This is a genomic window from Arthrobacter sp. NQ7 (genome assembly GCF_029581595.2).
In the GTDB taxonomy this organism is placed as follows: domain Bacteria; phylum Actinomycetota; class Actinomycetes; order Actinomycetales; family Micrococcaceae; genus Arthrobacter; species Arthrobacter phenanthrenivorans_B.
On sequence record NZ_JARFXU020000001.1, the window covers coordinates 471,986 to 496,939 of the forward strand.

A 24,954-nucleotide genomic window follows, 5' to 3' on the forward strand; every position below is an offset into this window, starting at 1 on the left:
TGGTTCCGGTGCGGGCCGTTCCTTGCACAGCATTTAAGTTGTTGGGAGCTCGCCCGGGAAGGGCTGGCGGCTGTTAGGGAAGTTCTCCCGCGTGATTTTCAACGTTCCGGGGCGTTCCTCGAACCATTTCCGCGCCTGATCATCTGTGGCTTGGTACAAAGGCTTAGGAAGTCCCCGTGCCCGCCGGAGCTTACGTGCCTGAATTTCATCGCGAATCAAGCCCAGCGTGTAAAACCAGCCGCCCGTGAAGAGGACCGTGCAGACGAGGCACAGCAGAAACGCTCCGATGTTCAAATAGATGACCCCGATAATCATCCGAATGGGGGCAAGGATCGCAGGGACTGTTAACAGCACTTCAATCAGGGTCAGGACCACCAGGCTGTGGGTGGGATTGTTGGAGCTGTAGGCCGAGGACCCGCCCAAACCCCACTCCTCAGGGGTATAGGCCTTGATGACGTCGTCCTTGCCGTACCCGTAGTAGTAGGGGCGCAGGGAGTTAACCCTCTTTTTGTCTGTTCTAGTCATCGGTCAGGGGCAATCCGGATCGAAATGAAACAAGGCACCGGTGAGGGCCATCCTCGCTTAGAGGCACAGTGGCAGGACCAACGTCGTCACCGGCGACCGTTGCGCAAACCCAACCCTTTGCCTCCTTGCGCACCAAAAGTTCACACTGCCCTTGCGGGCCGCTGGTCCTCCGGCGCGCACCACCCTCTGGATGATTCCTAAGATGGTCTCGAACCACATAGGACTTGGCGGCGTCAGCCGAAAGCATTGGATCCAGCGGCATGATGAACCACGCCTGCACGGTGCGCGGCTGGAACAGCAGTTCTGTCCGGTCTGATTCCATGTGCAGGACGGTGTCGCCACTGGCAGCGCTTCGGAGGAGGTGGGTCATCGTTTCTCCTAGTGCGCCCAAGCTTGCTACCAGTCCGGCCTGCTTGAGCGGCGGGTAGGAGGTTCAAGGGTTTTCCCGGCCGCCTTCCGGAGGCGTGCGGCCTTGCGCTCCTTGAAGTAGTAAGCCCATGAGGTGGGCACCAGGACAATGACAATGGCGCAGCCGATGACGAATTGCACCCAGTTGGTGACCCCTTCGCCAGTGAGCAGAATGATGGCCGTTCCACAGAAAACAGCCGAAAACACTGAGATCAAGATAGCAAGGAACAGCAGGCCGCCAGCCGAATTGATGGGCTTGATGGCGCTGCCGGTTGAGCCCTTGTAGACCCCGAATTCCTCGGGCGTCAGTCCCTGCTTCCCGGCTTCCAATTCGATCTGGCGTTTGTAGTAGCCTTTGCGCCGTGCCCGAGGCTCGGGTTGGGGCGCCTCGCTGCTCATTTGGTTTCTCCCCGGGTTGCCCGAATCCGGGTGAGCAGGCCGGCTGTGTCCAGGCCGGTGATTTCCTCGACATCCTTTGTGGGATCAATGACTTTGCCCACCGCCCAGCCGAGGCCATCTGGTCGGATGAGCAGGTGGTCTTCACCGGAGATCGACTTAACGCGGATGAACGCGGTCCCCTCGGGATGGGTTTGCCTGTGTTCCTCGATGAGGAACAGTTCGGCATCTGCGCCGTCGACATCGGGGTCCTGGGCGAAGACGAACCAAGTTCCCAGCGTTCTGGGCTGCATCAGCAGAGATACCTTGTCCGACTCCACGTGCACCACGGTATCGGTTTTCTCCCCGTCAACCAGGCTGATTTCGGACCACCGGACGGCCTTGGACAGGGCGTATGCGACGGGCACCGCCGGCCCTTCCAGTTCAAGTTCGTCGTCGACGCCGGCAAAGCCTCGGCCCAGAAGGGAAGAACTTCCGGCGATGCAGATCGGATCCGACCTGACTTCCTCTTCCAGACGGAGTACCTGGCTGGACTTCCTGGCGGCTTCGGTATCGAACCTTCTGATCAGGTATGCGATTTCGGCAAAGCCGAAGCCGACTGCCGTGTCCGGCGATTCGATGAGTTCAGTGCTGGTTGTCACGAGTTTGTCCTTTAGTTGAATTATCCGAAGCCGAGGAAGCTGGCCGTACTCTTGCCGAGGTCTGCCAGGTTCTTGCCGGTGTCTTCGACGAACTTGCCGGGATCCTTAACGGCGCTGGCCACTGTGTCCACCACGTTGCTGGCCGCACTGTTGACGAATTCCTTGACCGCAGGGATCTCGTAAATGGCAATTCCGGCACTGACTACGGTGCAGATGGTTCCGGCGGGAGGCGGCAGGAAGCAGGCCACGCCAAGTGCCGTCTTGGCGACCGACCAGCCGGCCTCTTCGTATTTTCCTTCTGCGACATACCCGGCGGCGTCGAAGGCGTTCAGGCCCACGCCTGCCCAGCCCAGGCCCCGGCCGAGTCCGCCCTTTCCAAGGCCTTCCAGGATTGCGCCCTGGCCTTTGAACAGCCAGGGGCTTTCTTTGAATACTCCGCCGAACTGGTTGAGCGCCGGGATATATTTCTGAAGATTCTTGAGTCCGAGGATATCTGTCCCGGAATCCAGCAAATTGTAAGTGATGCTCTTGCCCGGAAGCTTGGCCCAGAGTTCAACATCAGTAAAGCTGTCCAGGCCTTTGGCGGCCATCGTGCCCAAACCAAAAACGTTTTTCGGCAGATCCAAGCCCGCCTTGATCTGGCCGCGAAAACCCCACCCGTCCCGGAACGGCGAACCCTTGGCCAGCCAATCGGGCCCCCAAGGATCCGCGGGAGATCCGGAACCTGGCCCGCCAGATCCGCCGAAGCCCGGGCCGCCCGCGGAGCCGGGTGCCCCGCCGCTGGCCTGCTCCTGCTCGTCAGCGTTCTTCAGCAGCAGCTTGGATTCCTGCTGCAGCCGGGATGCGGTTTGCTGAAGGAGTGTGCGGTGGCTGCTGTTCCAGTCAGACCGGAACCGCTGGGCGTCTGCGCCTTTCCAGGCCGGGTTGTTGTTTATTTGGCTGCTTAGCTGCGTCGACTGCTGCTGCAGCAGGTCGGCCGTCTTGTTGAACTGCTGCGCGAGGGCCCGCAGTTGCTCGACGTCGGCGCCCCACAAAGTTCCTGCCACCAGGATTCCCCCCAATATTCATTCAACAGCCCCAGAGTGCTGCGTGCCCCAGCCTAGGCCAGGACCGAGCCACCCGCGATGGGGCGGCCTCCCCATGCCGCTGCCAAAAGCGCTAGCTCTGGTCCGACTGCTCCAGCACCGCTGCCTTCCGCGCGCGCAGCGCGAAGAACGCGCCGAAGGTGAAGACCTGCGTGACCACCACGAGCACGATGGCCCCGGCGATTTTGTTACCGCCCAGGATCATGGTCAGCCCCACGATCGCGGACAGCAGAGCCAGCAGGGGCAGCAGCATGTAGCCCAGGACGAACAGGGTTTCGGGTTTCTTCAGCATGTTCCTAGCCCTCGGTCCGGGTCCATTTGGTGAAGCGGTAGCGTGTGCCGTTCGCGGCAGTCAGCCAGCCGTCCGGCGGGACGGAAGCGGACGCCTCCCAGGTGGGGCCGAGCTCCGGGGCGAAGGTATCGCCGTCGGCCTTTACGTCGATGGTGGTGACCACTGCGACGTTGGCGAGATCGGTGGACTGGCGGAAGACGTCGCCGCCGCCCAGGATCCAGACCGTCTCGCCGCCGTCGACAAACTGCGACTCCAGGAGCGCGTCATCCAGGGAGGGGACCACGACGGCGCCCTCCGCCTCGGGCGTGCCGGCCCAGCTTTTCTGCCGGGTGATGACGATGTTGGTGCGGCCGGGCAGGGGACGGTACTTGTCCGGGAACGACAGCCAGGTCTTGCGGCCCATGATGACGGGGTGTCCGGTGGTGAGCCGGGTGAAATGCTTCAGGTCCTCGGGCAGGTGCCATGGCATGTCACCGTCCTTGCCAATGACACCGTCGGACGTCTGCGCCCACACCAGCCCGACGCCGGTGATCGATGCGGCCAGTTCCTCAGTGAAGGATTGGGGATCGGTGAAATTCTCGGTGCTCATACGGCGATCGGTGCCTTAATCGTGGGGTGGTGCTTGTAGCCCACCACGTCGAAGTCCTCCAGCGTGTAGTCGAAGATCGACGCCGGCTTGCGCGTGATCTTCAGCTGCGGGTATTCGTAGGGCTCACGGTCCAGCTGCTTGAGGACCTGGTCCATGTGGTTCTCGTAGATGTGCACGTCGCCGCCGGTCCAGACGAATTCGCCGGGCTCGAGTCCCACCTGCTGGGCGACCATGCAGGTCAGCAGGGCGTATGAGGCGATGTTGAACGGCACACCCAGGAACATGTCCGCAGAGCGCTGGTAGAGCTGGCAGGAGAGCTTGCCGTCCGCCACGTAGAACTGGAAGAAGGCGTGGCAGGGCGGCAGCGCCATATCGTTGAGTTCCGAGACGTTCCAGGCCGAGACGATGTGCCTGCGGGAGTCGGGATTCGACTTCAGGTTGTCGATGAGCTCGGCGATCTGGTCGATGTGTCCGCCGTCCGGTGTGGGCCAGCTGCGCCACTGCACGCCGTAGACCGGGCCCAGGTCCCCGTCCTCGTCCGCCCATTCATTCCAGATGGTGACGCCCTGGTCCGTCATCCACTTGATGTTGGTCTCACCGCGCAGGAACCACAGGAGCTCGACTGCGACGGACTTGAAGTGGACCCGCTTGGTGGTGATCAGCGGGAAGCTTTGGGAAAGGTCGAAGCGCATCTGGCGGCCGAAAACACTGGTGGTTCCGGTGCCTGTTCGGTCCGACTTATGGGTGCCGGTGGCCAGGACATCGCGCAGGAGGTCTTCATAGGGCGTTGGGATGCTCACGCCTCAAGTCTACTGGGTGGGGCTCTGCGGCCCGCGGCGATTCGGGCACGCGGCGGGAGCCATTGCCCTTGGCGCGGGCCCCGGGGTGTGGCTGCGGGGCCGTCAGTTTGGGCGGCGGCCAGAGCAGCATCACCAGCAGGACGGCCAGGTTCAGGGCGCCGGCAGGGTTGAACCAGCTTGCTGTGCCGGCAGCCGGGTCGGGGCGGGCTGCGTGGTTCCCCGCTATGGCCGCCAGGCCGGCGGCAATCGTGGCGGCCGTGCAGAGGAGGCGATTCGCGGCGATCGTCCGCAGGACGCCGTCAAGCCCGGGCGCGAGCCCGGGTAACGGCCTGCGGCGCGCGATCAGCGCCAGGACAACGAAGGTGCCGGCGGCCAGGCCCAGCAGCGCAGCGGCAAGGTAGACAGCCAGTTCAACCCCGGGAATCCGTCCCTCCCCGCCAAAGGTGACGTAACCACCGGCCCCGTCCGGGCGTGACGTGTAGGGCAGCGCAGCGAAACCCGGAAGCACGGACAGCCATCCGATCTGTGCTGCGGCTACGGCGAAGATGGCCGCTGTAGTCCAGGCTAGGCGCCGGGGGAGGACATTCAAGATGCGCCGCGGGCTTTCCTCCAGCGGCTGCCCGGTCAGGAACCGGGCCCGAAGATAGCTCAGTTGGCCGAGGATGTGCACGGCCAGGCAGCCGAGTACCGGCCACGCGAGGGCCGGCAGGATCTCAACAGTTCCGTTGCGGGTTCCTGGTACGGGAAGGATGCCCGCGTTGGCGGCCGGCAGCAGTGAACTCGCCAGCCAGCCGATGACTCCGGTGCACAACGCGTGCCGGGAGGCCGAGGCGATCACATCCCGGCTCCCTGCCCATCGGATCATTGAGCGAAGGAGGAAGAAAACCCCGCCGGCAAACAGGACCGGCCACACGACAGCGATGGGTGGAACCTCGTTGGCAACAGCGATTATGGCAGCCGGCACGTAATCCCCCCAGAACTGTGCGTTGGTGCACTAAGTCAAGGCGGTTAACACCCCGGGGTCAAGGCGTCGGTGCAGTTCTAGTCGTCAAACGGCTTGAACTGCTCCACTGCCACAACCTGCTTCTTCCCGCCGCAGGCCACATGGCACACCACCACCTCGCCCGGGGACAGGTACGGCTCGCGGGCGGGCAGGAGCTTGGCCAGGTGTGCCGGCATGTGCGTGGCCAGCTGCTTGAGGACGGTCGGCAGGGCGGGCCGGTGTGTACAGGCGACCACGGCCCGCTGCTTGTCGAACAGTGATTCGATCACGGATGCAGTCTTCTTGGGACTGCGCTGGTGTTTGTGTTCGGTCAGCCCCTCCGCCAGTTTTACCTTCGCGCCATTGGCCTTGGCATAGGGTGCCACGGTGGCAACGCAGCGCAGCCACGGGCTGGTGACCACCCGCATCGGCTTCCAGGCCTGCAGGAGCCGCCCGACGGCCTGTGCCTGCCTCGTTCCGGTGGCCGCCAGCGGGCGTTCGCCCTCCGCCTTGCTCCAGGACGAGCGCGGCTTGGCCTTGGCGTGCCGGAGCACCAGCAGGGGCCATGTATCCAGCGTGCCTTGTTCGTGCGCGTCCCGCAGGTAGTCAAGAGGTACGACGTCGGACGGGTTGGACAGCAGGCGGGCCGCCTTTTCGGGGGCGCACCACATGACGCTGTCCACTTCCTTGCCGTCCGGTACCAGCGTGGTGCCGTTGGTGACCTTGACGGCCCAGTAGTACACCACCTTCAGGCCCGAGGCCACGTGGTAGTGGATGGGCGGCAGCGGGATCCCCAGCGGTGCCTGGAGGCCAATCTCCTCCCACACCTCACGGACGGCGCATTCGGGAACGGTCTCGCCGGCGTCGATCTTGCCCTTGGGCCAGGACCAATCGTCATAGCGGGGCCGGTGGATCAGCAGGACTTCGAGCCGGTCCTTGTTGACCCGCCACGGGATGGCGCCCGCAGCGGTTACGGCTACAGGTTCCCCCGGGTGGTCGGTCTGGTCGGCTACAAGTGCATCACTCGACAAAGCGGCTGCCTATCGCCGGCTCAGGCTGCGTTGCCGCGGCCGGGACGCCAGCAGCCAGGACTGGACATCTTCAAGCGGTTTCCCGTCCTCGGAGAGGTGGTGCCGGGTCCAGCGGCCCTCGTTGTCGAGGTGCCAGCTGGAGGTATCCGGGTCCATGTACCGCTTCAGGAGGTCCAGGACGTAGGTGATGTCGTCAGGGCTGGCCAGCTGCACCAGGGCCTCCACCCTGCGGTCCAGGTTGCGGTGCATCATGTCGGCCGAGCCGATGTACACCACGGGATCGCCGCCGTTGGCGAAGGCGAACACGCGCGAGTGCTCCAGGAAGCGGCCCAGGATGGAGCGGACGGTGATGTTCTCGCTGAGGCCCGGCACGCCGGGGCGCAGGGAACAGATGCCACGGACCACCACGTCCACCTTCACCCCGGCCTGGGAAGCGCGGTACAGGGAATCAATGATGGCTTCGTCCACCATGGAGTTCACCTTGATCTGCACCAGCCCCGGCACGCCGGCCCGGGCATTGCGGATCTCGGTCTCGATCCTGTCGATCAGCCCGGACCTGACCGACCGGGGCGCCACCAGGAGGCGCTTGAAGGTCGACTTCGGTGCGTAGCCGGAGAGCTGGTTGAAGAGCTTGGAGAGGTCTTCGCCCACCTGGTCGTTGGCTGTCAGCAGGCCGAGGTCCTCGTAGTAGCGGGCCGTGCGGGGGTGGTAGTTGCCGGTGCCGATGTGGCAGTAGCGGCGGAGCCCGTCCACTTCCTGGCGGACCACCAGTGAAAGCTTGCAGTGCGTCTTCAGGCCCACGATGCCGTACACCACGTGCACGCCCGCCTGCTCCAGCTTGCGGGCCCAGGAGATGTTGGCCTGCTCATCGAAGCGGGCCTTGATTTCCACCAAAGCCAGGACCTGCTTGCCGGCCTCGGCGGCGTCGATCAGGGCGTCCACGATGGGGGAGTCGCCGGAGGTGCGGTAGAGGGTCTGCTTGATGGCCTGGACCTTGGGGTCCGATGCTGCCTGTTCCAGGAACGCCTGCACCGAGGTGGAGAACGAGTCGTACGGGTGGTGCAGCAGGATGTCCCGGCGGCGCATGGCGGCGAAAACGTTGGCGGCCTTGGACGTCTCTGATTCGTTCAGGTACCGGGAGGTGTGCGGGACGTGCTTGGGGTAGTGCAGGTCCGCGCGGTCGATCGCAGCGATCACGGACAGGCCCCGAAGATCCAGCGGAGCCGGCACCGAATACACCTCGGACTCCTCCACGCCCAGTTCGCGGATCAGCAGCGCCCGGATATTGGGGTTGATGTCGTTGGTGACTTCCAACCGGACCGGAGGGCCGAAGCGGCGCCGGAGGAGCTCCTTCTCCAACGCCTGCAGGAGGTTCTCGGCGTCGTCCTCTTCCACTTCCACGTCCTCGTTGCGGGTAACGCGGAAGGTGTGGTGCTCCAGGACCTCCATGCCCGGGAACAGCTTGTCCAGGTGGACGGCGATGACTTCCTCAAGCGCAATGAAGCGGGCCACCCGGCCGGGGACTGCGCCGGCGCGCGGTCCGTCGATGGAAATCAGGCGCGGGAGTTGGTCCGGGACCTTGACGCGGGCGAACAGTTCCTTGTCACTGACCGGGTTCCTGACCACCACGGCAAGGTTCAGCGACAGGCCGGAGATGTAGGGGAAGGGGTGGGCCGGGTCAACCGCCAGCGGTGTGAGGATGGGGAAGACCTTTTCCGCGAACATCACACTCAGTTGCTGCCGGGCGGTCTCGTCCAGTTCTTCCCAGTGCATGAGGTGGATGTGCTCGTAGGCAAGGGCAGGCCGGATCTGGTCGGCGTAGACCTGCGCGTGCCGTGCCTGCAGCCGGTGGGCTTCCTCGCTGATCCTTTCGAGCACCTCAACCGGGCTCAGGCCTGCGGGGGAGGGGACGGCGAGGCCCGTGGCGATACGTCGTTTGAGGCCTGCCACGCGGACCATGAAGAACTCGTCCAGGTTGGACGCGAAGATGGACAGGAAGCTGACCCGCTCCAGCAGGTGCAGGGTGGGGTCCTCCGCCAGTTCCAGAACGCGGGAGTTGAAGGCGAGCCAGCTCAGTTCACGGTCCAGGAAGCGGTCGGGCCGGATATCGCCCTCGGGCTGCAGGTTCGGGGCGAACTCCGGGATGTCGATGCGGTCCTGGGTGGCCCTGGACGCAGGGACCTCGGATGAGCCGAAGCGGGCCCGCACTGGCACCGCAACATCCTTGGACGTGGCTGTTCCGGTGGCTTCCGGGTTCATGGCTTCTCCTTATAACTGGCGCTCTGCGCCGGCGTTTCCGCCCCGCATGGTCCGGTTTCAACCTTACAAGCATTCACCGGCCCCCGGCCCTTGTTTTACACCAGGGCGGGAATGTTCCGTCCGCCCTGCCTACGCGCCGGCCGGGCCGTACATGACGTCCATATCCCACCGGGTGAACCCCAGCCGCCGGTAGAGTGCCACCGCCGCGGCATTGTCGGCGTCCACGTAGAGCATGACCGCCTTCAGCCCGGAGTCGCGCAGGTGCCGGATGCCGGCAATGGTCAGCGCTTTGCCCAGGCCCATGCCCTGGGCCTCCGGGGCCACGCCCACAACGTACACTTCGCCGATCGCCGGGTGATCGCCGTGCCGCGGGTGGACCTTGGTCCAGTGGTAGCCCAGCAGGCGGCCGTCCCGGTCTTCGGCCAGGAAGAACCCCGCAGGATCGAACCAGTCCTCCGCCATGCGCGCCTCAAGGTCGGCCCGTGTCAGGTTCCCCTGTTCCGGGTGGTGGGCGAACGCGGCGCGGTTGGCCGCCAGCCAGGCGTCCTCATCCCGGCCCGGCACAAAGGTGCGGATTGCCACCCCGGCCGGAAGAACGGCGTCGGGAAGGTCCGCGCCCGCCGTCGTCATGCGCATCTTCCACAGCTCACGCACCGGCGCATAGCCGTAACGGGCGGCGAGGTCGGCCGCGGCCTCGTGGTTGCCGTGGGACCAGGCTTTGAGGCCGTCAAAGCCGCGGACCTCCTTGAGGGCACCCACCAGCCGGTCGGCCACGCCCTGGTTACGGTACGAAGGATGCACCGCGATTTCCAGGACCCCGCTGCCATCCGGCTCGTCAACCACGACGGCGAAGCCCGCCAGGTCCTGGCCGGTCGCCGGGTCGGAGTCCTCGTCAGGGGCATACAGGGCCAGCGTCAGGAGCGTGTGCGCGCCGGAATCGCCTGCCCGCATGGTCACCAGGGTCTGTTCGGAGATGGACGGGTTGCCGTCCGATTCCTCTGCCGCGGCGAGCACGCCGCGGCAGTCCTTCAGGAGCTGCTGGTCAACCCCGCCCCGGACAACCTGGACGGGCCACTTCTGCGGATGCGCTGGAGTCATGAGCCAAGGCTATACGCCGCCGGCGGTCCAGGCTCAGGCCTCGGTGAGCTCGTCTTCCTGCTGGCGCACCAGAGTCAGGCGGTAACCGACGTTCCTGACGGTGCTGATCAGGTTCTCATGGTCTGCGCCGAGTTTGGCCCGCAGTCGCCGCACGTGAACGTCCACGGTACGGGTGCCGCCGTAGTAGTCGTAGCCCCATACTTCCGTGAGCAGCTGCTGGCGGGTAAACACCCTGCCCGGATGCTGCGCCAGGTACTTCAGGAGCTCGAACTCCTTGAACGTCAGGTTCAGCGGCGCCCCGTTGACCCTGGCCGTGTAGCTTGCCTCGTCGATGATGACGCCGGCGGCACGGATCTCGCTGGGGGTGTCTTCCTGCTCGGGCACCGCGCGGGCAACGGACAGCCGGATGCGGGCTTCCACCTCCGCAGGTCCGGCGGAATCGAGGACGATGTCATCAACAGCCCACGCAGAGGAAACGGCAGCCATGCCGCCTTCGGTCAGGATCAGGACCAGCGGGGCGCTGAGGCCGGTGGCCTTCAGGAGCTGTGTGAGGGAGCGGGCGCCCACCAGGTCCTTGCGGGCGTCCAGCAGGACGATGTCGCAGGGGTCAGTCTCAAGGAGGGCGGTGGGTTCGGCCGGGAGGATATGGACCCGGTGGTTCAGCAATTCGAGGGCAGGCAGGATGTCCACCGAAGAACCGGTGCTGTTGGTCAGTAACAGGATGTGCGACATTGTTCCTCCAAGGGCCGTCCGCGCATCATTGGGCGACTGAACCGGATTCTCACCGGCCGGTACTGGCTTCCTGCCAGGGTTTCCAGATCCGTCAGCAGGCCGCCGGACAGCCGCCCCGGCAGGGAGCGTAGCTGAACTTTGAGTATACCCGGCGGCGTCTTCCGGACCACAGATTCGCGCTCTGGACGGGTCCGTTTTGCGACATATGCGGTTCACATAAGGCAGGATTGAACCAGGGCCACCAGCCCTGCCACGAGGGGGCGGACCAGCCTTCCGGCCGATGCCAGGATGGGAAAAGCGCAGTGAGTGCACCGACGAAGCACAGGGTGGGCCCCGCATGACCGCGGAATTGCAGGCACCTGCGCGCTCGCTCGGCTCCTGGACTGTGGGTGCCGTCGGAATCGCCGGACTCGTTGCCATCGTTGCCGGGGTCTATGCCTCGCCGGAGGCTCTTATGGTGGTCGGCATCCTGATCGCCGCGGCCGTGGGCATCGGATGGCCCCATTTCCTTCGCATCCCCGCCAGGAAGACCCTCGCCGCCGTCATTGCCCTGCCCGGCGCCGCGGCCGCGGTGGCTGCCGCGCTGACGCCCGCCCCCGGTTACCTGGACTGGACGCCGGCCTTCGTGGCACTGGGCATGATGGCCGTCTTCGTGGTGCAGTTGATCCGCGGGACCGGCCAGGCGCAACGGCTTGAGTCCACCCTCGGATGCTGCGCAGGGGTACTGCTGTCCTGCCTGGGTGCAGGCTGGATTGCCGGCGCCCGCTTCAATGGCGTCCGCGAAATGCTGCTGGTCGCGGCGGTCAGTGCGGCCGTGGCCCTGCTGGCGGGGCTCATCCGGTGGCCTGACAACATCATCGCGCCGCTGGGAATTGTCCTTGCCGGCCTGGCCGGCCCCCTTGCGGGACTGGTCCTGTCGGACATCGCCGTCCTGCCTGCTGCAGTCTTCGGGGTGATCGTTGGAGCCGTCCTGGCCAGCTTCCGCAGGCTTGCCACGCTCCGCGGCGCACCGCTGGACATCCTGGCCGCCCTCGGCATGGGCCTCGCGCCGGTTTCGGCTGTGGGATCCCTCGCGTACTTCATAGACAAACTACTCATCTACTAACGGGTTAGGATGGCACCATGTCCGTACTTGCTTTTGAAATTTTCTTCCTTGTCCTGCTCGGCATCGCGAGCCTGTCCATGGCCTGGTTCGCCGGTTTTGTGGTTTACCGCCTCTTCAAGGGCCAGAAGTAGCCACCCCTTTCACCGGGCCGCCCGTTTCTCGAGGTAATGCCAATGCCCATTGAGATTCCAACAGATCTGACTCCCGAACTCGTTCCCCTCTCGTGGCTCATCGGTGAGTGGGAGGGCCGCGGCCGGCTGGGCAGCGGCGACGAGGACTCGGAACACTTCCTGCAGCACGTCTCCTTCACACACAACGGCCTGCCGTACCTGCAGTACCGCGCCGAAAGCTGGCTGACCGACGACGAAGGAACCCGCCTGCGGCCGCTCACCGTCGAGACGGGTTTCTGGGCGCTCGAGCGCAAGCAGCTCGATGCCGACGGCGGCCCCGGGCTGGTTCCTGCGGACATCGTGCCGGTGCTGAAGAGTGCAGACGAGGTGGAAGCGCTGCGGAACAAGGACGGCGGTTTCGATATCTCCGTCTCCATCGCGCATCCCGGCGGGATCACGGAGCTGTACTACGGCCAGATCAAGGGCCCGCAGATCCAGCTGACCACCGACATGGTGATGCGCGGCAGCCACTCCAAGGAATACAGCGCCGCCACCCGGATCTTCGGCTTGGTGGACGGCAACCTTTTGTGGCGGTGGGACGTTGCTACTGGGGGAGAAGGCGGAAAGGGGCTGGAGGCACACGCCTCCGCTTTCCTGCACAGAGTCTCCTGATCAGGAAAGGGTCCACGATGGAAGACGGCACGGAACCAGCAGGAACGCCAAGCGGCTACAGCGGACTGAAGGCCGTCTTCTTCAACGGCACCCTCAAGAAATCCCCGCAGACATCCAACACGGACGGCCTGATCGCCATCAGCCGCCGCATCATGGAAAAACAGGGTGTCAGCACCAGGGTGATCCGTACCGTGGACCACGACATCGCCAGCGGTGTCTACCCGGACATGCGCCAGTACGGCTGGGCCGCAGACGAGTGGCCGGAACTCTATCCCGCCGTCAAGGACGCCGACATCGTGGTGGTGGCCGGCCCCATCTGGCTCGGTGACAACTCGTCCCAGACCAAGAAACTGATCGAGCGGCTCTACGCGCACTCGGGTGAGCTGAACGGCAAGGGGCAGTGGGCGTTCTATCCGAAGGTGGGCGGCTGCCTGATCACGGGGAATGAGGACGGCATCAAGCACTGCTCGATGAACATCCTCTACAGCCTGCAGCACATCGGCTTCAGCATCCCGCCGCAGGCGGACGCCGGCTGGATCGGTCCCGTGGGGCCCGGCCCGAGCTACCTGGACGAAGGGTCCGGCGGCCCGGAGTCCGACTTCACCAACCGCAACACCACCTTCATGACCTGGAACCTCCTGCACCTGGCCAAGACACTGAAGGACGCGGGCGGCTACCCCGCTTACGGCAACCTGCCGAACGAGTGGAAGGCCGGCACGCACTTCGGTTTCGAAAACCCGGAATACCGCTAGCTTCCAAGGACTTCTACTACATATGACTACGCCCAGCCCTTTGTTGTCGCGCCCCGGCGCCGTCGAGGCCACCGGCCCGGACGCCGGTGTCGCCGCCCACTACGGCGAGCCCCTGCGCGAGCAGCGTGCCCTCGCCGCCGGAACAGCCGTCGTCGACCTTTCCCACCGCGGCGTGGTGACAGTCACCGGACCTGACCGGCTGAGCTGGCTGAACACCCTGTCCTCCCAGCAGGTGGCAGGCCTGCAGCCCGGCGAGTCCAGCGAACTTCTGCTCCTCAGCGTCCAGGGCCGCATCGACTTTGACGCGCGGGTGGTGGACGACGGCGGGACCACCTGGCTGATCGTGGAGGCCGCCGAAGCTGCACCGCTGGCTGAGTACCTCAACCGGATGAAGTTCATGCTCCGCGTGGAAATTGCGGACGTGTCCGCCGACTGGGCCGTGCTCGGCAGCACCCGGGCCCTGCCCGAATGGTCCTCGCACCTTGCCTGGCAGGATCCGTGGCCGCATGTGTCCCCGGGCGGGTACTCCTACGCCACCGTCACGGAGGAAAACCATCCCGGGCGTGAGCGGCCCTGGTTTGAGTACCTCGTCCCCGCAGCCGGGCTCGAGGACGCCGTCGCCGGACGTGCCCTGGCCGGCGTCCTCGCCGCCGAAGCCCTCCGTATCGCCGCCTGGCGCCCCCGCATCGGCGCCGAAACGGACGACAAGACCATCCCGCACGAACTGGACCTGCTGCGCACCGCCGTGCACCTGGCCAAGGGCTGCTACAAGGGCCAGGAAACCATCGCCCGCGTCCACAACCTGGGCCACCCGCCGCGCCGGCTGGTGTTCCTGCAGCTCGACGGCTCGCAGCACACCCTTCCCGCGGCCGGAAGCCCGGTCATGGCGGGGGAGCGCAAGGTGGGAACGGTGACCTCGGTGGCGCAGCACTACGAGATGGGCCCCGTGGCCCTGGCAGTTATAAAGCGTTCCGTTGCCCCGGATGAGATACTGACGGTCCTGGACGGCGATGAACCGTATCCCGCCGCCCAGGAGCTCATCGTCGCCCCCGATGCCGGCCAGGTTGTGGGGCGCCAAACCGGATTCCTGAGGGGGCCACGCTGATGATTGAGAACGCCGGAACCACGGACGGGCAGGCGGGTGCGGCGGAAGGGCACGACGACGACGCGCTGGCCCTGGCCCACACGCTTTTCCAGGCTGCCCGCGAGGGAAACGATGCGATGCTGGGTGCCTACCTGGACGCAGGGGTTCCCGCCACCATGACAAACTCCGCGGGCGACACCCTGCTCATGCTGGCTGCGTACCACGGACATGCCAGCACGGTGCAGCTGCTCCTGCAGCACGGAGCCGACGCCGACTCCGCCAACGACCGCGGCCAGACCCCGCTGGCCGGGGCGGCATTCAAGGGCTACACGGACGTGGCCCAGGTCCTCCTGGCTGCCGGCGCGGATCCGGACGCCGGCGCGCCATCGGCGCGGGCCGCCGCACAAATGTTCGCCCGCACGGAAATCTTGGACCTGCTGGGCTAGTGCCACCCGGGCGTTGCCCGGCTCTTCAACAAAACTTCAGAAGGATGAGCGGATGGAAAACGTAGAAAAGCCCTGGCCGGCGCTGTGGTCGCTGGTGATCGGGTTCTTCATGATCCTGATCGACAGCACCATTGTGTCCGTCGCGAATCCCCGGATCATGGAGGGCCTGAACGCCGACATCAACTCGGTGATCTGGGTGACCAGCGCCTACCTGCTGGCCTACGCCGTGCCCCTGCTCATCACCGGCCGGCTGGGAGACCGGTTCGGGCCGAAGCGGCTCTACCTGCTGGGACTGGTGGTGTTCACGCTCGCCTCCCTGTGGTGCGGCCTGGCCCAGAACGTGGAAACCCTCATCGCGGCCCGCGTGCTGCAGGGCCTTGGCGCGGCGGTCATGACGCCCCAGACCATGGCGGTCATCACCCGCATCTTCCCGCCCGACCGCCGCGGTGCGGCCATGGCGATCTGGGGTGCCACCGCCGGCATGGCAACCCTGGTGGGCCCCATCCTGGGCGGCGTCCTGGTGGACGGCCTGGGCTGGGAGTGGATCTTCTTCATCAACGTGCCCATCGGCGTCGTCGGCTTCATCCTGGCTACGCGGAACGTCCCGGCCCTGAGCACCCACCCCCACCGGTTCGACATCCCCGGCGTGCTGCTGAGCGCCGTCGGGCTCTTCCTGCTGGTCTTCGGCATCCAGGAAGGCGAGACCTACAACTGGGGCACCATCACGGGGCCCATCAGCGTGTGGGGCCTCATCATCGCCGGTCTCGTTGTCCTCGCAGGATTCGTGGCGTGGCAGCGGTTCAACAAGGGCGAACCGCTGCTTCCCCTTGGACTGTTCCGCGACCGGAACTTCTCCCTCGCCAATCTGGGCATCACCATGGTGGGCTTCACCGTGACCTCCTTCAGCCTGCCCCTGATCTTCTACTACCAGCTGGTCCGTGGACTGACGCCCACCCAGTCGGCACTGCTGATGGTGCCCATGGCGTTGATCTCGGGCGGCATGGCACCCGTGGTGGGGAAGGTCGTGGACCGGGTCAACCCCAAGTACCTGGCCGCCGCCGGCTTGACGCTGATGGCGGTCGCCCTGGTGTGGAACGGCCTGCTGATGCAGCCGGACACGCCCATCCTGCTGTTCTTGCTTCCCAGCGCCGTGCTGGGCTTCGCCAATGCCGGCATCTGGGCTCCGCTGAGCACAACCGCCACCCGGAACCTTCCGCCGCGCCAGGCCGGTGCGGGCTCCGGCGTCTACAACACCACCCGCCAGTTCGGCGCCGTGCTGGGCAGTGCGGCGATCGCCGTCCTCATCCAGTCGCGGCTGGCCGCCGAGCTCCCGTCCGGCGGCCCGGGCGGCCCATCCGGTGAGGGCATGGGCATGGGCGGCGGTACGCTGCCGGAGTTCCTGCACGCAGGGTTTTCGACGGCGATGGCGCAGTCGATCCTCCTGCCCGCCGCGGTGGTGCTGGTTGCGGCAGCCGTTGCGCTGTTCTTTGCCAAGCCGAAGCCGGTCCAGAACTGGGGAGCTCCGGGGCAGGGCCAGGCGTCAGCGAAGGTGGACGCTGGTCTGGATTCCGCCGGCTGAAAGCCCCAGTTTCCGGGCGAGGGCAAGGCAGCCGGTGTTGCTGACGTCTGCACGCCATTGCAGCGTCAGGCCGGCCGCCAATGCCTCGTGGGCGGCGATGGAGCCGGCAAGGGCCCCAAGGCCTTGCCGGCGCCATTCAGGATCCACCAGGACCCCCATGTTGCCGAGCAGGCCTTCCCACTCGCCATAAGCGCCGCAGGCGAGGGGGACGCGCCTGCCAGCGATTTCATGGACGATGGTGAACCGGTTTTCGAGGTCGGAAAGCCCCACTTCGTTGACGTCGTCCGGCGGGCAGCGGCCCTCCAGTTCAATCGCCTCGGGGTTTCCGTGCGAGACCGTCAGTTCCTTGGACGGCTGCTGCAGCGGCAGGTCGTCCGCGAAGAACAGGGCTGCCGCCCCCAGTCCGTGGCCGCCCCGCTCCCGGGTCAGCTTCAGGAGGGTCACATGCTGGGCCATCTCCTCGTCGGGGATGTCCGCGGCGGCGTCGATGACGGACTGGGGGCCTACCAGCGCGGAACTTCCGAACAACCGCACGAACTCCACGGTCCTGGCTGATTCATCAGCGCGGACTATCCGTTCGCCGGAGGCCAGTGCGTCTCCGAAGGCGTCGTCGTCAAGGCCCAGCCGGCGCGCCCACGCCAGCTGGATGATGGCCGCGGAGCCGGGATCCAGTGTCATGGTCCCAGCCTAGGGCGGCCCGCTGGCTTAGCCGAACAGGACCGCTGCTTCGTCGTACCGGTTTTGCGGAACGGTCTTCAGCTGGCCCAGCGCTTCCTCGAACGCCACGTGGCGGATGTCGGTGCCCTTCAGTGCCACCATGGTGCCCCAGTAGCCTTCCACCACCGAGTCGATGGCGGCCATGCCGAGCCTGGTCGCCAGGACCCGGTCGAAGGCGGACGGGACGCCGCCGCGCTGGATGTGGCCCAGGATCGTCGCCCGGGTTTCGATGCCGGTCCGTGCCTCGAGCTCGGGGGCCAGCTGGTCGGCGATGCCGCCCAGGCGGGGACGCCCGAACGTGTCCAGGCCGCGCTCGGAGTGCGGGGTCTCCATGTGCTCCGGGACGAAGCCTTCGGCCACTACCACCAGGGGCGCGCGGCCGCGGGCATGGGCTTCCTTCACCCACTCGGTGATCTGCTCGATGCTGACCTTCTGCTCCGGGATCAGGATGGCGTGCGCGCCGGCGGCCATCCCTGCGTGCAGGGCAATCCAGCCCACGTGCCGGCCCATCACTTCGGCGATCATGCAGCGGTGGTGGGACTCACCCGTGGTGCGGAGCCGGTCGATGGCCTCGGTGGCAATCTGCACGGCGGTGTCGAAACCAAAGGTGTAGTCGGTGGCGTCGAGGTCGTTGTCCACGGTCTTCGGGACGCCCACGATCTTCAGGCCCGCATCCGTGAGCCGCTTGGCCGCGGCCAGGGTTCCCTCACCGCCGATGGCGATGATCGCGTCGATGCCCAGGCGGTCCATATGGGCTTTGATGGTTTCGGGGCCGCCGCCGTTTTCGAACGGGTTGGTGCGGGACGTGCCCAGGATGGTGCCACCCTGCTTGGCGATGCCGCGGACCATGGTGCGGGGGATGTCGATGATGTCGCCCTCCACCACGCCGCGCCAGCCGTCGCGGAAACCGACGAATTCCTGGCCGTGGATGGCGATGCCCTTCAACACGGCGCCGCGGATCACGGCGTTCAATCCGGGGCAGTCGCCACCGCTGGTGAGGATTCCAATTTTCATGTTCGGCTCAAATCCTAGAAGAAGGTTTACAGGCAGAGCGCCACGCTGAGCTCACCTAGAAGTGTAGTGGGGTGTGTGGGGTACGACACAAACCGGTTACATGCATGTGCCGGAACCAGTGGGAGCATAGGCAGGCAAAAGCCCCCGTCCGGTGAACGGATTCACTGGCGGGGGCTGTGGCCGGTACGGGGATGAAGGCCGGTCAGGGCCGGTTGATGGAGCGCCGGTCCAGGAAGGTCTGGAGCACGATGTCGTTGCGCTGGTCCGGAAGGATCACCCAGGCCAGGAGGTAGAAGACGAAAGCCGGGCCCGGCAGCAGGGCGAAGAGCAGGAAGGCGATACGGACAAAGGCAACGTCCACATTGAGCTTGGCGGCAATGCCGCCGCAGACTCCGCCAAGCCACCGCTCCGGGCCGCGCTTCAGGCCGAGGCCCCTGACGATGCTGAAGAACTTATCCATGGTTCAAGACTTCCCTGTAGTTGGTTCGTTGTCACGTTTCCGGGCCGAGAGCAGGCCGCCCACCACCAGGGCGACGCCCGCGCCGATCATGAGCCCGATCAGCACGTAGGTGCCGTTGAGGGTGACGATGCCCAGCTGCGCCACGATGATCAGGGCCGACAGCGCCAGCACGATCAGTCCCCAGACCACCGTTCCCACCCTGGCAGGTGCCGGGCCCAGGCTGTCCTGGCCCGCCGTCGTCGGGATGTTGCTGCTGTCCATGTCAGTTGCCTTCCTGGATGGTGACGTTGCTGAAGGTGCCGTCGATTTGGACCACCAGATGGTTGCCTGGCTTGTCCGTGTTGTAGGTGCTTTCACGCGTGGTGGTGCCGCCACGCTGGCCGCTGGCCTCGTTCAGGTTCCCCATGGTCATGTCCGCCTTGATGTCCACGGGCACGTTCTGCGGGATCACCACCGTCACGTTGCTGGCGGTGATGTCCAGGGGCACCACGACGTCGGAGGTCAGGGGGGCGCCGGGGGAAAGGTCCGTGAGGTCCACGGTTCCCCGGCCCGCGGTGATGTCGATGCCGCCACGGGCTTCCTCGATGCTGGCCGGGTTCCAATCCACCTGCTGGAAACGCATCCGGCCGTCATCCAGGGTGTTGTAGATGCCGCCGGTGACCAGGGCGATGACCGCGAACAGGCTCAGGATGCCCGAGGTCCGGCCGCGGAGCCCGGCTGCCAGGATGCCCAGGCCGAGGACCGCTGCCGCGCTGGCCCACACAATGGCATTGCCGGAGCCGCCCAGGTCGATGATGTTCGCGGCGTCGAGGGCCTTGAGTCCGCCGCCCACCAGCAGGGCAGAGCCGGTGGCGATGGCAACGGCAGGCGCGCCGGGGCCGGCCGGATGGGGTTTTGGCGGCTTCGGCGGGACCCAGGGTGCCGGGTAGCCGCCGGTACCGGGGACCCCGCCACCTGTACCTGTTCCGCCTGACCCCGCGCCACCGGCCGGGTAGCCGGGTTGGCCGTAGGTCCCGGCTCCGGGAACTACGGGTGCGCTGCCGTATGGGGGTGCCGGCGGGAACTCCGCCGTGCGCCCGGACGTGGTGCCCGTGGAGAAGGACGGCGTGGGAACGCCGGACCGGGCGGCCGGGTAGGCAGTGCCGGACGCGGATGCATGGCCGGCGGCCGTGGGGTGGGGCTTGTTGCGCTGGGAAAGGTAGTAGACCAGGAAGATGGCGCCGCCCACCCAGAAGAGGGTCCAGAGCAGGCCGCTGAGGCCGTTATGGCTCCAGCCCCAGTAGCCTCCACCCAGGCCGGTGAGTCCAAGGACCGTGGCAATCAGGGAACCGGTCATGCCGCTGGACCAGCGGCCCGCACCGGCTTCCTGGACGTGGATCCTGCCGTCGGGCTCCGGAAGGAAGGCCCAGGCCAGGCCGTACAGCAGCACTCCGATGCCGGCCAGGAGGGTCAGGACCACCGCGGCGCCGCGGATGATAATGGGGTCAACATTGAGGCGGTGGGCGATTCCGCTGCAGACGCCGCCGATCCACCGGTCGTTCCCCCGGAAGATGCCGTGGCTGCGGATCCAGCCGAAGAAGTCCGTGGAAGGTGACGGTGCCTGGCGGCCCTGGAAGGCATGACTGCCGGCGGTGCCACCAGGCTGGCCGCCCGTTTCCGCGCCGGGACCGAACGCCGAATCAGCGGGCGGTGCACCAGCGCTGGTTGAACCAGTGGAGGTTGAACCACTGGGGTTTGAACCACTGGAGGTTGAACCGGCGGACGGCAGCGGTTCGGTGGGCTGTCCGCTGTCCGGGCCCGGTACGGGCCCTGCAGGGTGTTCGTCGTCGGGGGAGGGGTTCTGCGAGTTCATATCTCGATCCTGCCGTTCGCGCCCGCCGGGGCTCTACTGGGGGAAACCCTGAACGGTCCCTGAGCTGTCCCCGGGAACGGCCGGGAAGCGGTCCGGGCAACCCTGATCCGTGTTTGGATTGGTTCATGACAACCCTCCCGGCGCGGCCGCCACTGGCGCGCAGCAGCGACCGCGTCATCGCCGGTGTCTGCTCTGGCCTGGCGGTGCACCTTGGCTGGCCGGTGAAGAACGTCCGCCTGGCCATGGTCCTGGCCTCATTCGCCGGCGGGGCAGGGCTGGTGTTCTACGCCTGGCTTTGGATCATGGTGCCCACCGCTGACGAGGCCGCACGCCGCATTGCCCGCCGCCCGGCGTCGCCCATTGCCCCTGCCGTAAGCCAGCCCGGGCAGGTGCCGGCGCAGGCAATAGCGTCCGACGGCGGGACGTCCGCGGGTGCCGCCGGTTCCGTTCCGGGCGGCACGGACAGCACGGACGGTATGGGAAGTCCGGCCGGTGCGCCCTGGTTCAAGGTGCGCGGCATGCGGTACGGCAAGGAAATCCTGCTCGGCGCCGGGCTCCTGCTGGTGGCCGGCATCATGATCGCCCAGATGCTGGGTGTGGACGTGTCCCTGGGGACGCTGATCCCCGCCGCAGCGGTCCTTGGCGGCGCCTCCATCGCGTGGATGCAGCTGGACGAAACCCGGCGGGCAGGGCTGGTCGACAAGACCAAAGCGGACCAGGCCGGCGGATGGGGCCGGCTCGCTGCCGGGCTGGCGTTGGTGGTCGCGGGCGTCCTGGTGATGGTGTCAGGCTCCGGCTCGTGGGAACAGACCTGGCTGGCGCTGCTGGCGTCCGTCGCCGTCCTGGGTGGAGTGGTCCTGGTCCTGCTGCCGTGGGCCCTGAAGTTCTGGCGCGACCTGGAAGCCGAGCGCGCCGGCAGGATCCGGGAAACGGAGCGGGCAGAGATTGCCGCGCACCTCCATGACTCCGTGCTGCAGACCCTGGCGCTGATCCAGCGGCGTGCCGGCAACGAGCACGACGTTGTCCGGCTGGCCCGTGCCCAGGAACGCGAGCTGCGCGGCTGGCTGTTCCAGGACCCCGGCCGGGAAAGCGGACAGCTGTCGGACCGGATCAAGGCCGTCGCGGCCGAGGTGGAAGACCTGCTGGGCAATGCCGTGGAAGTGGTTACCGTTGGTGACGCCACCATGACCGAGGCGCACGAGGCCCTGGTCCAGGCCAGCCGCGAGGCCATGCTCAACGCCTCCCGGCATGGCGGCGGAACGGTTTCGGTGTACCTCGAGGCCTCGGACGGGCAGGCCGAAATCTTCATCAAGGACAGGGGACCCGGGTTCGACCTGGGCGACGTGCCCGCAGACCGGCTGGGCGTCCGGGAGTCGATTATCGGCAGGATGAAACGGCACGGCGGATCGGCCGCCATCCTCAGCACCGGCAATGGTACCGAGGTGCGGCTCAGGCTGCCGGCGGCAGCAGAACATGCGGAAGGGAAATCATGAACACGACCCAGGGGACAGGTGTGGGAAACGCGGGCCGGCCCGGAACAGTGCGCGTGGTCATTGTGGATGACCACGCCATTTTCCGGTCCGGGCTGAAAGCCGACCTGGACGCCAGTATCCAGGTGGTGGGGGAGGCGGCCACCGTGGAACAGGCCATCGCGGCCATCGCCCAACAGCGGCCCGATGTGGTGCTCCTCGATGTACACCTGCCCGGCGGCCTGGGCGGCGGCGGACGGGAAGTCATCGCCGGCTCCGCTGCGCTCCTGCCCACCACCCGCTTCCTGGCCCTCAGCGTGTCGGACGCAGCGGAGGACGTGGTGGCAGTGATCCGCGCCGGCGCCCGGGGCTACGTCACCAAGACCATCTCCGGGGCCGAAATCACCGATGCCGTGCACAGGGTGGCAGGCGGGGACGCTGTCTTCTCTCCGCGCCTGGCCGGGTTCGTACTGGACGCCTTTGGAACCGCTCCGGCGGACATCGCCGACGACGAACTGGACAAGCTCTCCGCCCGCGAACTGGAGGTCATGCGGCTTATCGCCCGCGGCTACAGCTACAAGGAGGTGGCCAGGGAGCTTTTCATCAGCATCAAGACGGTGGAAACCCACGTCTCCGCCGTGCTGCGGAAGCTCCAGCTATCCAGCCGGCACGAACTCACCAAGTGGGCCGCAGAACGCCGCCTCCTCTAGACGCCCCATCAGATCCTGACCTGAAATCTAGAACGCCCCATCACCTTTCGGGCCTTAAACCGGAACGCCCCATCACTAACTGATGGGGCGTTCCGGTTTTTCCTGCGAAAGGTGATGGGGCGTTACTGGGCCTTGCCCAGGAAGTCCTGCAGGCGCTGGACGCCGGTGGCCAGGTCGTCGTCGCCCAGGGCGTAGGAGAGGCGCACAAACCCTGACGGGCCGAATGCCTCACCCGGGACCACAGCCACCTCTACCTCGTCCAGGATCAGGGCCGCCAGCTCAGCCGAGGTCTGCGGCGTGGCGGTGCCGGACGCCGTCGGGAATTCCTTGCCCAGCAGCCCGCGCACGTCCGCATACACGTAGAAGGCGCCCTTCGGCGTCGGGCATTCCACTCCGTCGATCGCGTTCAGGCCGGCAACAATGGCCTTGCGGCGGCGGTCGAAGGCCACCTTCATCTCGTCCACGGCCGTCAGGGGGCCGGACACTGCGGCGAGGGCGGCCACCTGCATGATGTTGGAGACGTTGGAGGTGGCGTGCGACTGCAGGTTGGTGGCGGCCTTGATGACGTCGGAGGGGCCGATCATCCAGCCCACGCGCCAGCCGGTCATGGCGTAGGTCTTGGCAACTCCGTTCAGGATGACCACCTTGTCGCCCAGTTCGGGGGCGGCGGTGGCGATGGAGGTGAACGGCACGCCGTCGTAGGTCAGGTGCTCGTAGATCTCGTCGGTGACCACCCACAAGCCCTTTGCAGCAGCCCATTTGCCGATCTCCGCAACCTGTTCGGGCGAGTACACGGCGCCGGTGGGGTTCGACGGCGAAACGAACAGCAGGATCTTGGTCCGGTCCGTCACTGCTGCTTCGAGCTGTTCAACGGTGACCAGGTAATCCTGTTCGGGCCCGGCGAAAACCTCCACGGGAACACCGCCGGCCAGCCGGATGGCTTCCGGGTAGGTGGTCCAGAACGGTGTGGGGACGATGACCTCGTCGCCCGGGTCCACCAAGGTGGCGAAGGTGTTGTAGACCGCCTGCTTGCCGCCGTTGGTCACCAGCACCTGGGCGGGGTCGACCTGGTAGCCGGAATCGCGCAGGGTCTTCTCGGCGATGGCCTTCTTCAGCTCGGGAAGGCCGCCCGCGGGGGAGTACCGGTGGTACTTGGGCTGGCCTGCGGCTTCGATGGCGGCCTGGACGATGTAGTCCGGAGTGGGAAAGTCGGGCTCGCCCGCGCCGAAGCCAATAACCGGCCGGCCAGCTGCCTTCAGCGCCTTGGCCTTGGCATCGACGGCCAGGGTTGCGGATTCGGCAATTGCGGAAATGCGTTGGGAAACGCGGGCGGCAGACATGGCAGGTCCGTTCTTCGCTTGCAGCCGGGAGGCTGGAATGTGGGATTCGACGAGTTCTACTCTATGCTGTTCACCGGACCCACCGGGGTGCCGGTTTTGATTTATGACTGCCCTGCGCAGCACGTTTCAGGCCGGGCTGCGGTTGGGCCGGGCGGGCCGGTTTTACCTACGGGAAGTTCTTGCGTAGAATGGTTCACCGGTGTTGAAACACGGATGATGGCGTGCGCCCCAGCTCAAACTGGCGGCCGGTCGTCAAAGAGTGGAATTCACTCCATAGGGTAGTGGCGCAATTGGTAGCGCAGCGGTCTCCAAAACCGCAGGTTGCAGGTTCGAGTCCTGTCTGCCCTGCGCAAGCTGTTCCGGGCGAAAGCCCGGAACAGGCGCAGCAACCATGGTTCTGATCAGGGCCGGGTAATCCACCATTGCAAAGATGAGCGAGGACCAGGTGACCGAAACAGCTGCCAGCAGCTCCAAGGGCCGCCCAGCTAAGAAGGAAGCCAAGGCAAACTTCTTCGCCCGCATCGCACTCTTTGTCCGCCAGATCATCGGCGAACTGAAGAAGGTTGTTGCCCCCACCCGCAAGGAACTGATCAACTACACGCTCGTGGTGCTGGTTTTCGTGGCCATCATGATGGTCATCGTCAGCCTGCTGGACATTGGTTTCGGAACCGCTGTCGGCTGGATCTTCGGCGGGACCGGCCCCACGGACAGCTAAGGCTGCACGGTCCGCAGGCCGCGTGCTCCGCCCGGGGAACCGGAAGGGAAGCGCGGCGTGCGGAATTGAGCCATTTAAATAGGCATGTTAG

27 protein-coding genes and 1 tRNA gene are annotated in these 24,954 nt (G+C 66.1%); 10 read left to right on the plus strand and 18 right to left on the minus strand.

The features are described 5' to 3' along the window. Positions 1-33: 33 nt before the first annotated feature. The 12 genes from PUN71_RS02240 to PUN71_RS02295 all read right to left on the minus strand — a co-directional run bounded on the left by PUN71_RS02240 (position 34) and on the right by PUN71_RS02295 (position 10,838). Positions 34-525, minus strand: a complete 492-nt coding sequence (locus tag PUN71_RS02240; RefSeq protein WP_277797214.1) for a hypothetical protein — start codon at positions 523-525, stop codon at positions 34-36. Between the two features lie 396 nt (positions 526-921). Continuing rightward, positions 922-1,332 (minus strand): hypothetical protein, encoded by a 411-nt coding sequence (locus PUN71_RS02245; RefSeq protein ID WP_277797215.1) that lies wholly within the window; start codon positions 1,330-1,332, stop codon positions 922-924. After that, positions 1,329-1,970 (minus strand): hypothetical protein, encoded by a 642-nt coding sequence (locus tag PUN71_RS02250; protein ID WP_277797216.1) that lies wholly within the window; start codon positions 1,968-1,970, stop codon positions 1,329-1,331. The genes PUN71_RS02245 and PUN71_RS02250 overlap by 4 nt, the downstream gene beginning before the upstream one ends. A gap of 20 nt (positions 1,971-1,990) precedes the next feature. Further along, on the minus strand, positions 1,991-3,016 hold the full coding sequence (locus PUN71_RS02255; RefSeq protein ID WP_277797217.1) for a hypothetical protein: 1,026 nt from the start codon (positions 3,014-3,016) through the stop codon (positions 1,991-1,993). 112 nt (positions 3,017-3,128) lie between these two features. Next, a complete protein-coding gene (locus PUN71_RS02260) occupies positions 3,129-3,347 on the minus strand; it encodes an NF038396 family protein (protein ID WP_018760496.1) in 219 nt (72 codons plus the stop codon). Positions 3,348-3,351: 4 nt separating this feature from the next. Continuing rightward, the gene (locus PUN71_RS02265; protein ID WP_277797218.1) at positions 3,352-3,936 is read right to left on the minus strand and encodes a dihydrofolate reductase; all 585 of its coding nucleotides are present in this window, start codon (positions 3,934-3,936) and stop codon (positions 3,352-3,354) included. Then, positions 3,933-4,736 carry a thymidylate synthase gene (locus PUN71_RS02270; RefSeq protein ID WP_277797219.1) on the minus strand — a complete coding sequence of 268 codons (804 nt, stop codon included), beginning with the start codon at positions 4,734-4,736 and terminating at the stop codon, positions 3,933-3,935. Before PUN71_RS02270 ends, PUN71_RS02265 begins: the two co-directional genes overlap by 4 nt. Then, entirely contained in the window at positions 4,714-5,700 is a 987-nt protein-coding gene (locus tag PUN71_RS02275; protein ID WP_277797220.1) for a hypothetical protein, read from the minus strand. Before PUN71_RS02275 ends, PUN71_RS02270 begins: the two co-directional genes overlap by 23 nt. Before the next feature lie 77 nt (positions 5,701-5,777). Then, entirely contained in the window at positions 5,778-6,749 is a 972-nt protein-coding gene (locus tag PUN71_RS02280) for an NUDIX hydrolase (RefSeq protein WP_043456037.1), read from the minus strand. Positions 6,750-6,758: 9 nt separating this feature from the next. Beyond that, on the minus strand, positions 6,759-9,008 hold the full coding sequence (locus tag PUN71_RS02285) for an RNA degradosome polyphosphate kinase (RefSeq protein ID WP_043456039.1): 2,250 nt from the start codon (positions 9,006-9,008) through the stop codon (positions 6,759-6,761). Between the two features lie 129 nt (positions 9,009-9,137). After that, a complete protein-coding gene (gene mshD / locus PUN71_RS02290; protein WP_277797221.1) occupies positions 9,138-10,106 on the minus strand; it encodes a mycothiol synthase in 969 nt (322 codons plus the stop codon). A gap of 33 nt (positions 10,107-10,139) precedes the next feature. Continuing rightward, positions 10,140-10,838 carry a winged helix-turn-helix transcriptional regulator gene (locus PUN71_RS02295; RefSeq protein ID WP_043456042.1) on the minus strand — a complete coding sequence of 233 codons (699 nt, stop codon included), beginning with the start codon at positions 10,836-10,838 and terminating at the stop codon, positions 10,140-10,142. A gap of 337 nt (positions 10,839-11,175) precedes the next feature. Here PUN71_RS02295 and PUN71_RS02300 point away from each other — a divergent pair, with 337 nt between their 5' ends. The 6 genes from PUN71_RS02300 to PUN71_RS02325 all read left to right on the plus strand — a co-directional run bounded on the left by PUN71_RS02300 (position 11,176) and on the right by PUN71_RS02325 (position 16,586). Next, a complete protein-coding gene (locus PUN71_RS02300) occupies positions 11,176-11,943 on the plus strand; it encodes a permease (RefSeq protein ID WP_277797222.1) in 768 nt (255 codons plus the stop codon). 173 nt (positions 11,944-12,116) lie between these two features. Next, complete coding sequence (locus tag PUN71_RS02305) at positions 12,117-12,725, plus strand: nitrobindin family protein (RefSeq protein ID WP_043456046.1); 609 nt, start codon at positions 12,117-12,119, stop codon at positions 12,723-12,725. 17 nt (positions 12,726-12,742) lie between these two features. Beyond that, positions 12,743-13,477, plus strand: a complete 735-nt coding sequence (locus PUN71_RS02310) for a flavodoxin family protein (protein ID WP_277797223.1) — start codon at positions 12,743-12,745, stop codon at positions 13,475-13,477. A gap of 22 nt (positions 13,478-13,499) precedes the next feature. Further along, entirely contained in the window at positions 13,500-14,582 is a 1,083-nt protein-coding gene (gene ygfZ / locus PUN71_RS02315; RefSeq protein WP_277797224.1) for a CAF17-like 4Fe-4S cluster assembly/insertion protein YgfZ, read from the plus strand. Next, complete coding sequence (locus PUN71_RS02320; RefSeq protein WP_277797225.1) at positions 14,582-15,007, plus strand: ankyrin repeat domain-containing protein; 426 nt, start codon at positions 14,582-14,584, stop codon at positions 15,005-15,007. Before ygfZ ends, PUN71_RS02320 begins: the two co-directional genes overlap by 1 nt. 52 nt (positions 15,008-15,059) lie before the next feature. Then, positions 15,060-16,586, plus strand: coding sequence for a DHA2 family efflux MFS transporter permease subunit (locus PUN71_RS02325; RefSeq protein ID WP_043456050.1), 1,527 nt, complete (start codon positions 15,060-15,062; stop codon positions 16,584-16,586). Here PUN71_RS02325 and PUN71_RS02330 read toward each other — a convergent pair. The 5 genes from PUN71_RS02330 to PUN71_RS02350 form a co-directional block, all read right to left on the minus strand. Next, a complete protein-coding gene (locus PUN71_RS02330) occupies positions 16,548-17,264 on the minus strand; it encodes a GNAT family N-acetyltransferase (RefSeq protein ID WP_043456052.1) in 717 nt (238 codons plus the stop codon). The two genes, PUN71_RS02325 and PUN71_RS02330, sit on opposite strands and share 39 nt — an antisense overlap. A 27-nt stretch (positions 17,265-17,291) precedes the next feature. After that, positions 17,292-18,317 (minus strand): ATP-dependent 6-phosphofructokinase, encoded by a 1,026-nt coding sequence (locus tag PUN71_RS02335; protein ID WP_043456054.1) that lies wholly within the window; start codon positions 18,315-18,317, stop codon positions 17,292-17,294. A 202-nt stretch (positions 18,318-18,519) separates the two neighbouring features. Beyond that, the gene (locus PUN71_RS02340; RefSeq protein WP_277797226.1) at positions 18,520-18,777 is read right to left on the minus strand and encodes a PspC domain-containing protein; all 258 of its coding nucleotides are present in this window, start codon (positions 18,775-18,777) and stop codon (positions 18,520-18,522) included. A gap of 3 nt (positions 18,778-18,780) precedes the next feature. Next, positions 18,781-19,038: a hypothetical protein gene (locus PUN71_RS02345; protein ID WP_043456057.1), complete on the minus strand. Its 258-nt coding sequence runs from the start codon at positions 19,036-19,038 to the stop codon at positions 18,781-18,783. A 1-nt stretch (position 19,039) separates the two neighbouring features. Then, positions 19,040-20,629: a PspC domain-containing protein gene (locus PUN71_RS02350; protein WP_277797227.1), complete on the minus strand. Its 1,590-nt coding sequence runs from the start codon at positions 20,627-20,629 to the stop codon at positions 19,040-19,042. Between the two features lie 125 nt (positions 20,630-20,754). Here PUN71_RS02350 and PUN71_RS02355 point away from each other — a divergent pair, with 125 nt between their 5' ends. Together PUN71_RS02355 and PUN71_RS02360 are read left to right on the plus strand one after the other, a co-directional pair. After that, the gene (locus tag PUN71_RS02355) at positions 20,755-22,122 is read left to right on the plus strand and encodes an ATP-binding protein (RefSeq protein ID WP_277797228.1); all 1,368 of its coding nucleotides are present in this window, start codon (positions 20,755-20,757) and stop codon (positions 22,120-22,122) included. Further along, entirely contained in the window at positions 22,119-22,808 is a 690-nt protein-coding gene (locus PUN71_RS02360) for a LuxR C-terminal-related transcriptional regulator (protein WP_052260409.1), read from the plus strand. Before PUN71_RS02355 ends, PUN71_RS02360 begins: the two co-directional genes overlap by 4 nt. 122 nt (positions 22,809-22,930) lie before the next feature. Here the strand turns inward: PUN71_RS02360 and PUN71_RS02365 are convergent, their stop codons facing one another. After that, entirely contained in the window at positions 22,931-24,148 is a 1,218-nt protein-coding gene (locus tag PUN71_RS02365) for a pyridoxal phosphate-dependent aminotransferase (protein ID WP_277797229.1), read from the minus strand. Between the two features lie 275 nt (positions 24,149-24,423). Here PUN71_RS02365 and PUN71_RS02370 point away from each other — a divergent pair. Together PUN71_RS02370 and secE are read left to right on the plus strand one after the other, a co-directional pair. Continuing rightward, positions 24,424-24,496: transfer RNA gene (locus PUN71_RS02370), tRNA-Trp, on the plus strand. Positions 24,497-24,578: 82 nt separating this feature from the next. Further along, positions 24,579-24,863, plus strand: coding sequence for a preprotein translocase subunit SecE (gene secE, locus PUN71_RS02375; RefSeq protein ID WP_043456061.1), 285 nt, complete (start codon positions 24,579-24,581; stop codon positions 24,861-24,863). Positions 24,864-24,954 lie beyond the last annotated feature (91 nt).

Coding starts and splice junctions, on each gene's coding strand:
- PUN71_RS02240 (WP_277797214.1), bottom strand. CDS start 525: ATGACTAGAACAGACAAAAAGAGGGTTAACTCCCTGCGCCCCTACTAC.
- PUN71_RS02260 (WP_018760496.1), bottom strand. CDS start 3,347: ATGCTGAAGAAACCCGAAACCCTGTTCGTCCTGGGCTACATGCTGCTG.
- PUN71_RS02350 (WP_277797227.1), bottom strand. CDS start 20,629: ATGAACTCGCAGAACCCCTCCCCCGACGACGAACACCCTGCAGGGCCC.
- mshD (WP_277797221.1), bottom strand. CDS start 10,106: ATGACTCCAGCGCATCCGCAGAAGTGGCCCGTCCAGGTTGTCCGGGGC.
- PUN71_RS02360 (WP_052260409.1), top strand. CDS start 22,119: ATGAACACGACCCAGGGGACAGGTGTGGGAAACGCGGGCCGGCCCGGA.
- PUN71_RS02345 (WP_043456057.1), bottom strand. CDS start 19,038: ATGGACAGCAGCAACATCCCGACGACGGCGGGCCAGGACAGCCTGGGC.
- PUN71_RS02330 (WP_043456052.1), bottom strand. CDS start 17,264: ATGACACTGGATCCCGGCTCCGCGGCCATCATCCAGCTGGCGTGGGCG.
- PUN71_RS02245 (WP_277797215.1), bottom strand. CDS start 1,332: ATGAGCAGCGAGGCGCCCCAACCCGAGCCTCGGGCACGGCGCAAAGGC.
- PUN71_RS02305 (WP_043456046.1), top strand. CDS start 12,117: ATGCCCATTGAGATTCCAACAGATCTGACTCCCGAACTCGTTCCCCTC.
- PUN71_RS02295 (WP_043456042.1), bottom strand. CDS start 10,838: ATGTCGCACATCCTGTTACTGACCAACAGCACCGGTTCTTCGGTGGAC.
- PUN71_RS02365 (WP_277797229.1), bottom strand. CDS start 24,148: ATGTCTGCCGCCCGCGTTTCCCAACGCATTTCCGCAATTGCCGAATCC.
- PUN71_RS02300 (WP_277797222.1), top strand. CDS start 11,176: ATGACCGCGGAATTGCAGGCACCTGCGCGCTCGCTCGGCTCCTGGACT.
- PUN71_RS02355 (WP_277797228.1), top strand. CDS start 20,755: ATGACAACCCTCCCGGCGCGGCCGCCACTGGCGCGCAGCAGCGACCGC.
- PUN71_RS02335 (WP_043456054.1), bottom strand. CDS start 18,317: ATGAAAATTGGAATCCTCACCAGCGGTGGCGACTGCCCCGGATTGAAC.
- PUN71_RS02340 (WP_277797226.1), bottom strand. CDS start 18,777: ATGGATAAGTTCTTCAGCATCGTCAGGGGCCTCGGCCTGAAGCGCGGC.
- PUN71_RS02325 (WP_043456050.1), top strand. CDS start 15,060: ATGGAAAACGTAGAAAAGCCCTGGCCGGCGCTGTGGTCGCTGGTGATC.
- PUN71_RS02265 (WP_277797218.1), bottom strand. CDS start 3,936: ATGAGCACCGAGAATTTCACCGATCCCCAATCCTTCACTGAGGAACTG.
- PUN71_RS02320 (WP_277797225.1), top strand. CDS start 14,582: ATGATTGAGAACGCCGGAACCACGGACGGGCAGGCGGGTGCGGCGGAA.
- PUN71_RS02310 (WP_277797223.1), top strand. CDS start 12,743: ATGGAAGACGGCACGGAACCAGCAGGAACGCCAAGCGGCTACAGCGGA.
- PUN71_RS02285 (WP_043456039.1), bottom strand. CDS start 9,008: ATGAACCCGGAAGCCACCGGAACAGCCACGTCCAAGGATGTTGCGGTG.
- ygfZ (WP_277797224.1), top strand. CDS start 13,500: ATGACTACGCCCAGCCCTTTGTTGTCGCGCCCCGGCGCCGTCGAGGCC.
- secE (WP_043456061.1), top strand. CDS start 24,579: ATGAGCGAGGACCAGGTGACCGAAACAGCTGCCAGCAGCTCCAAGGGC.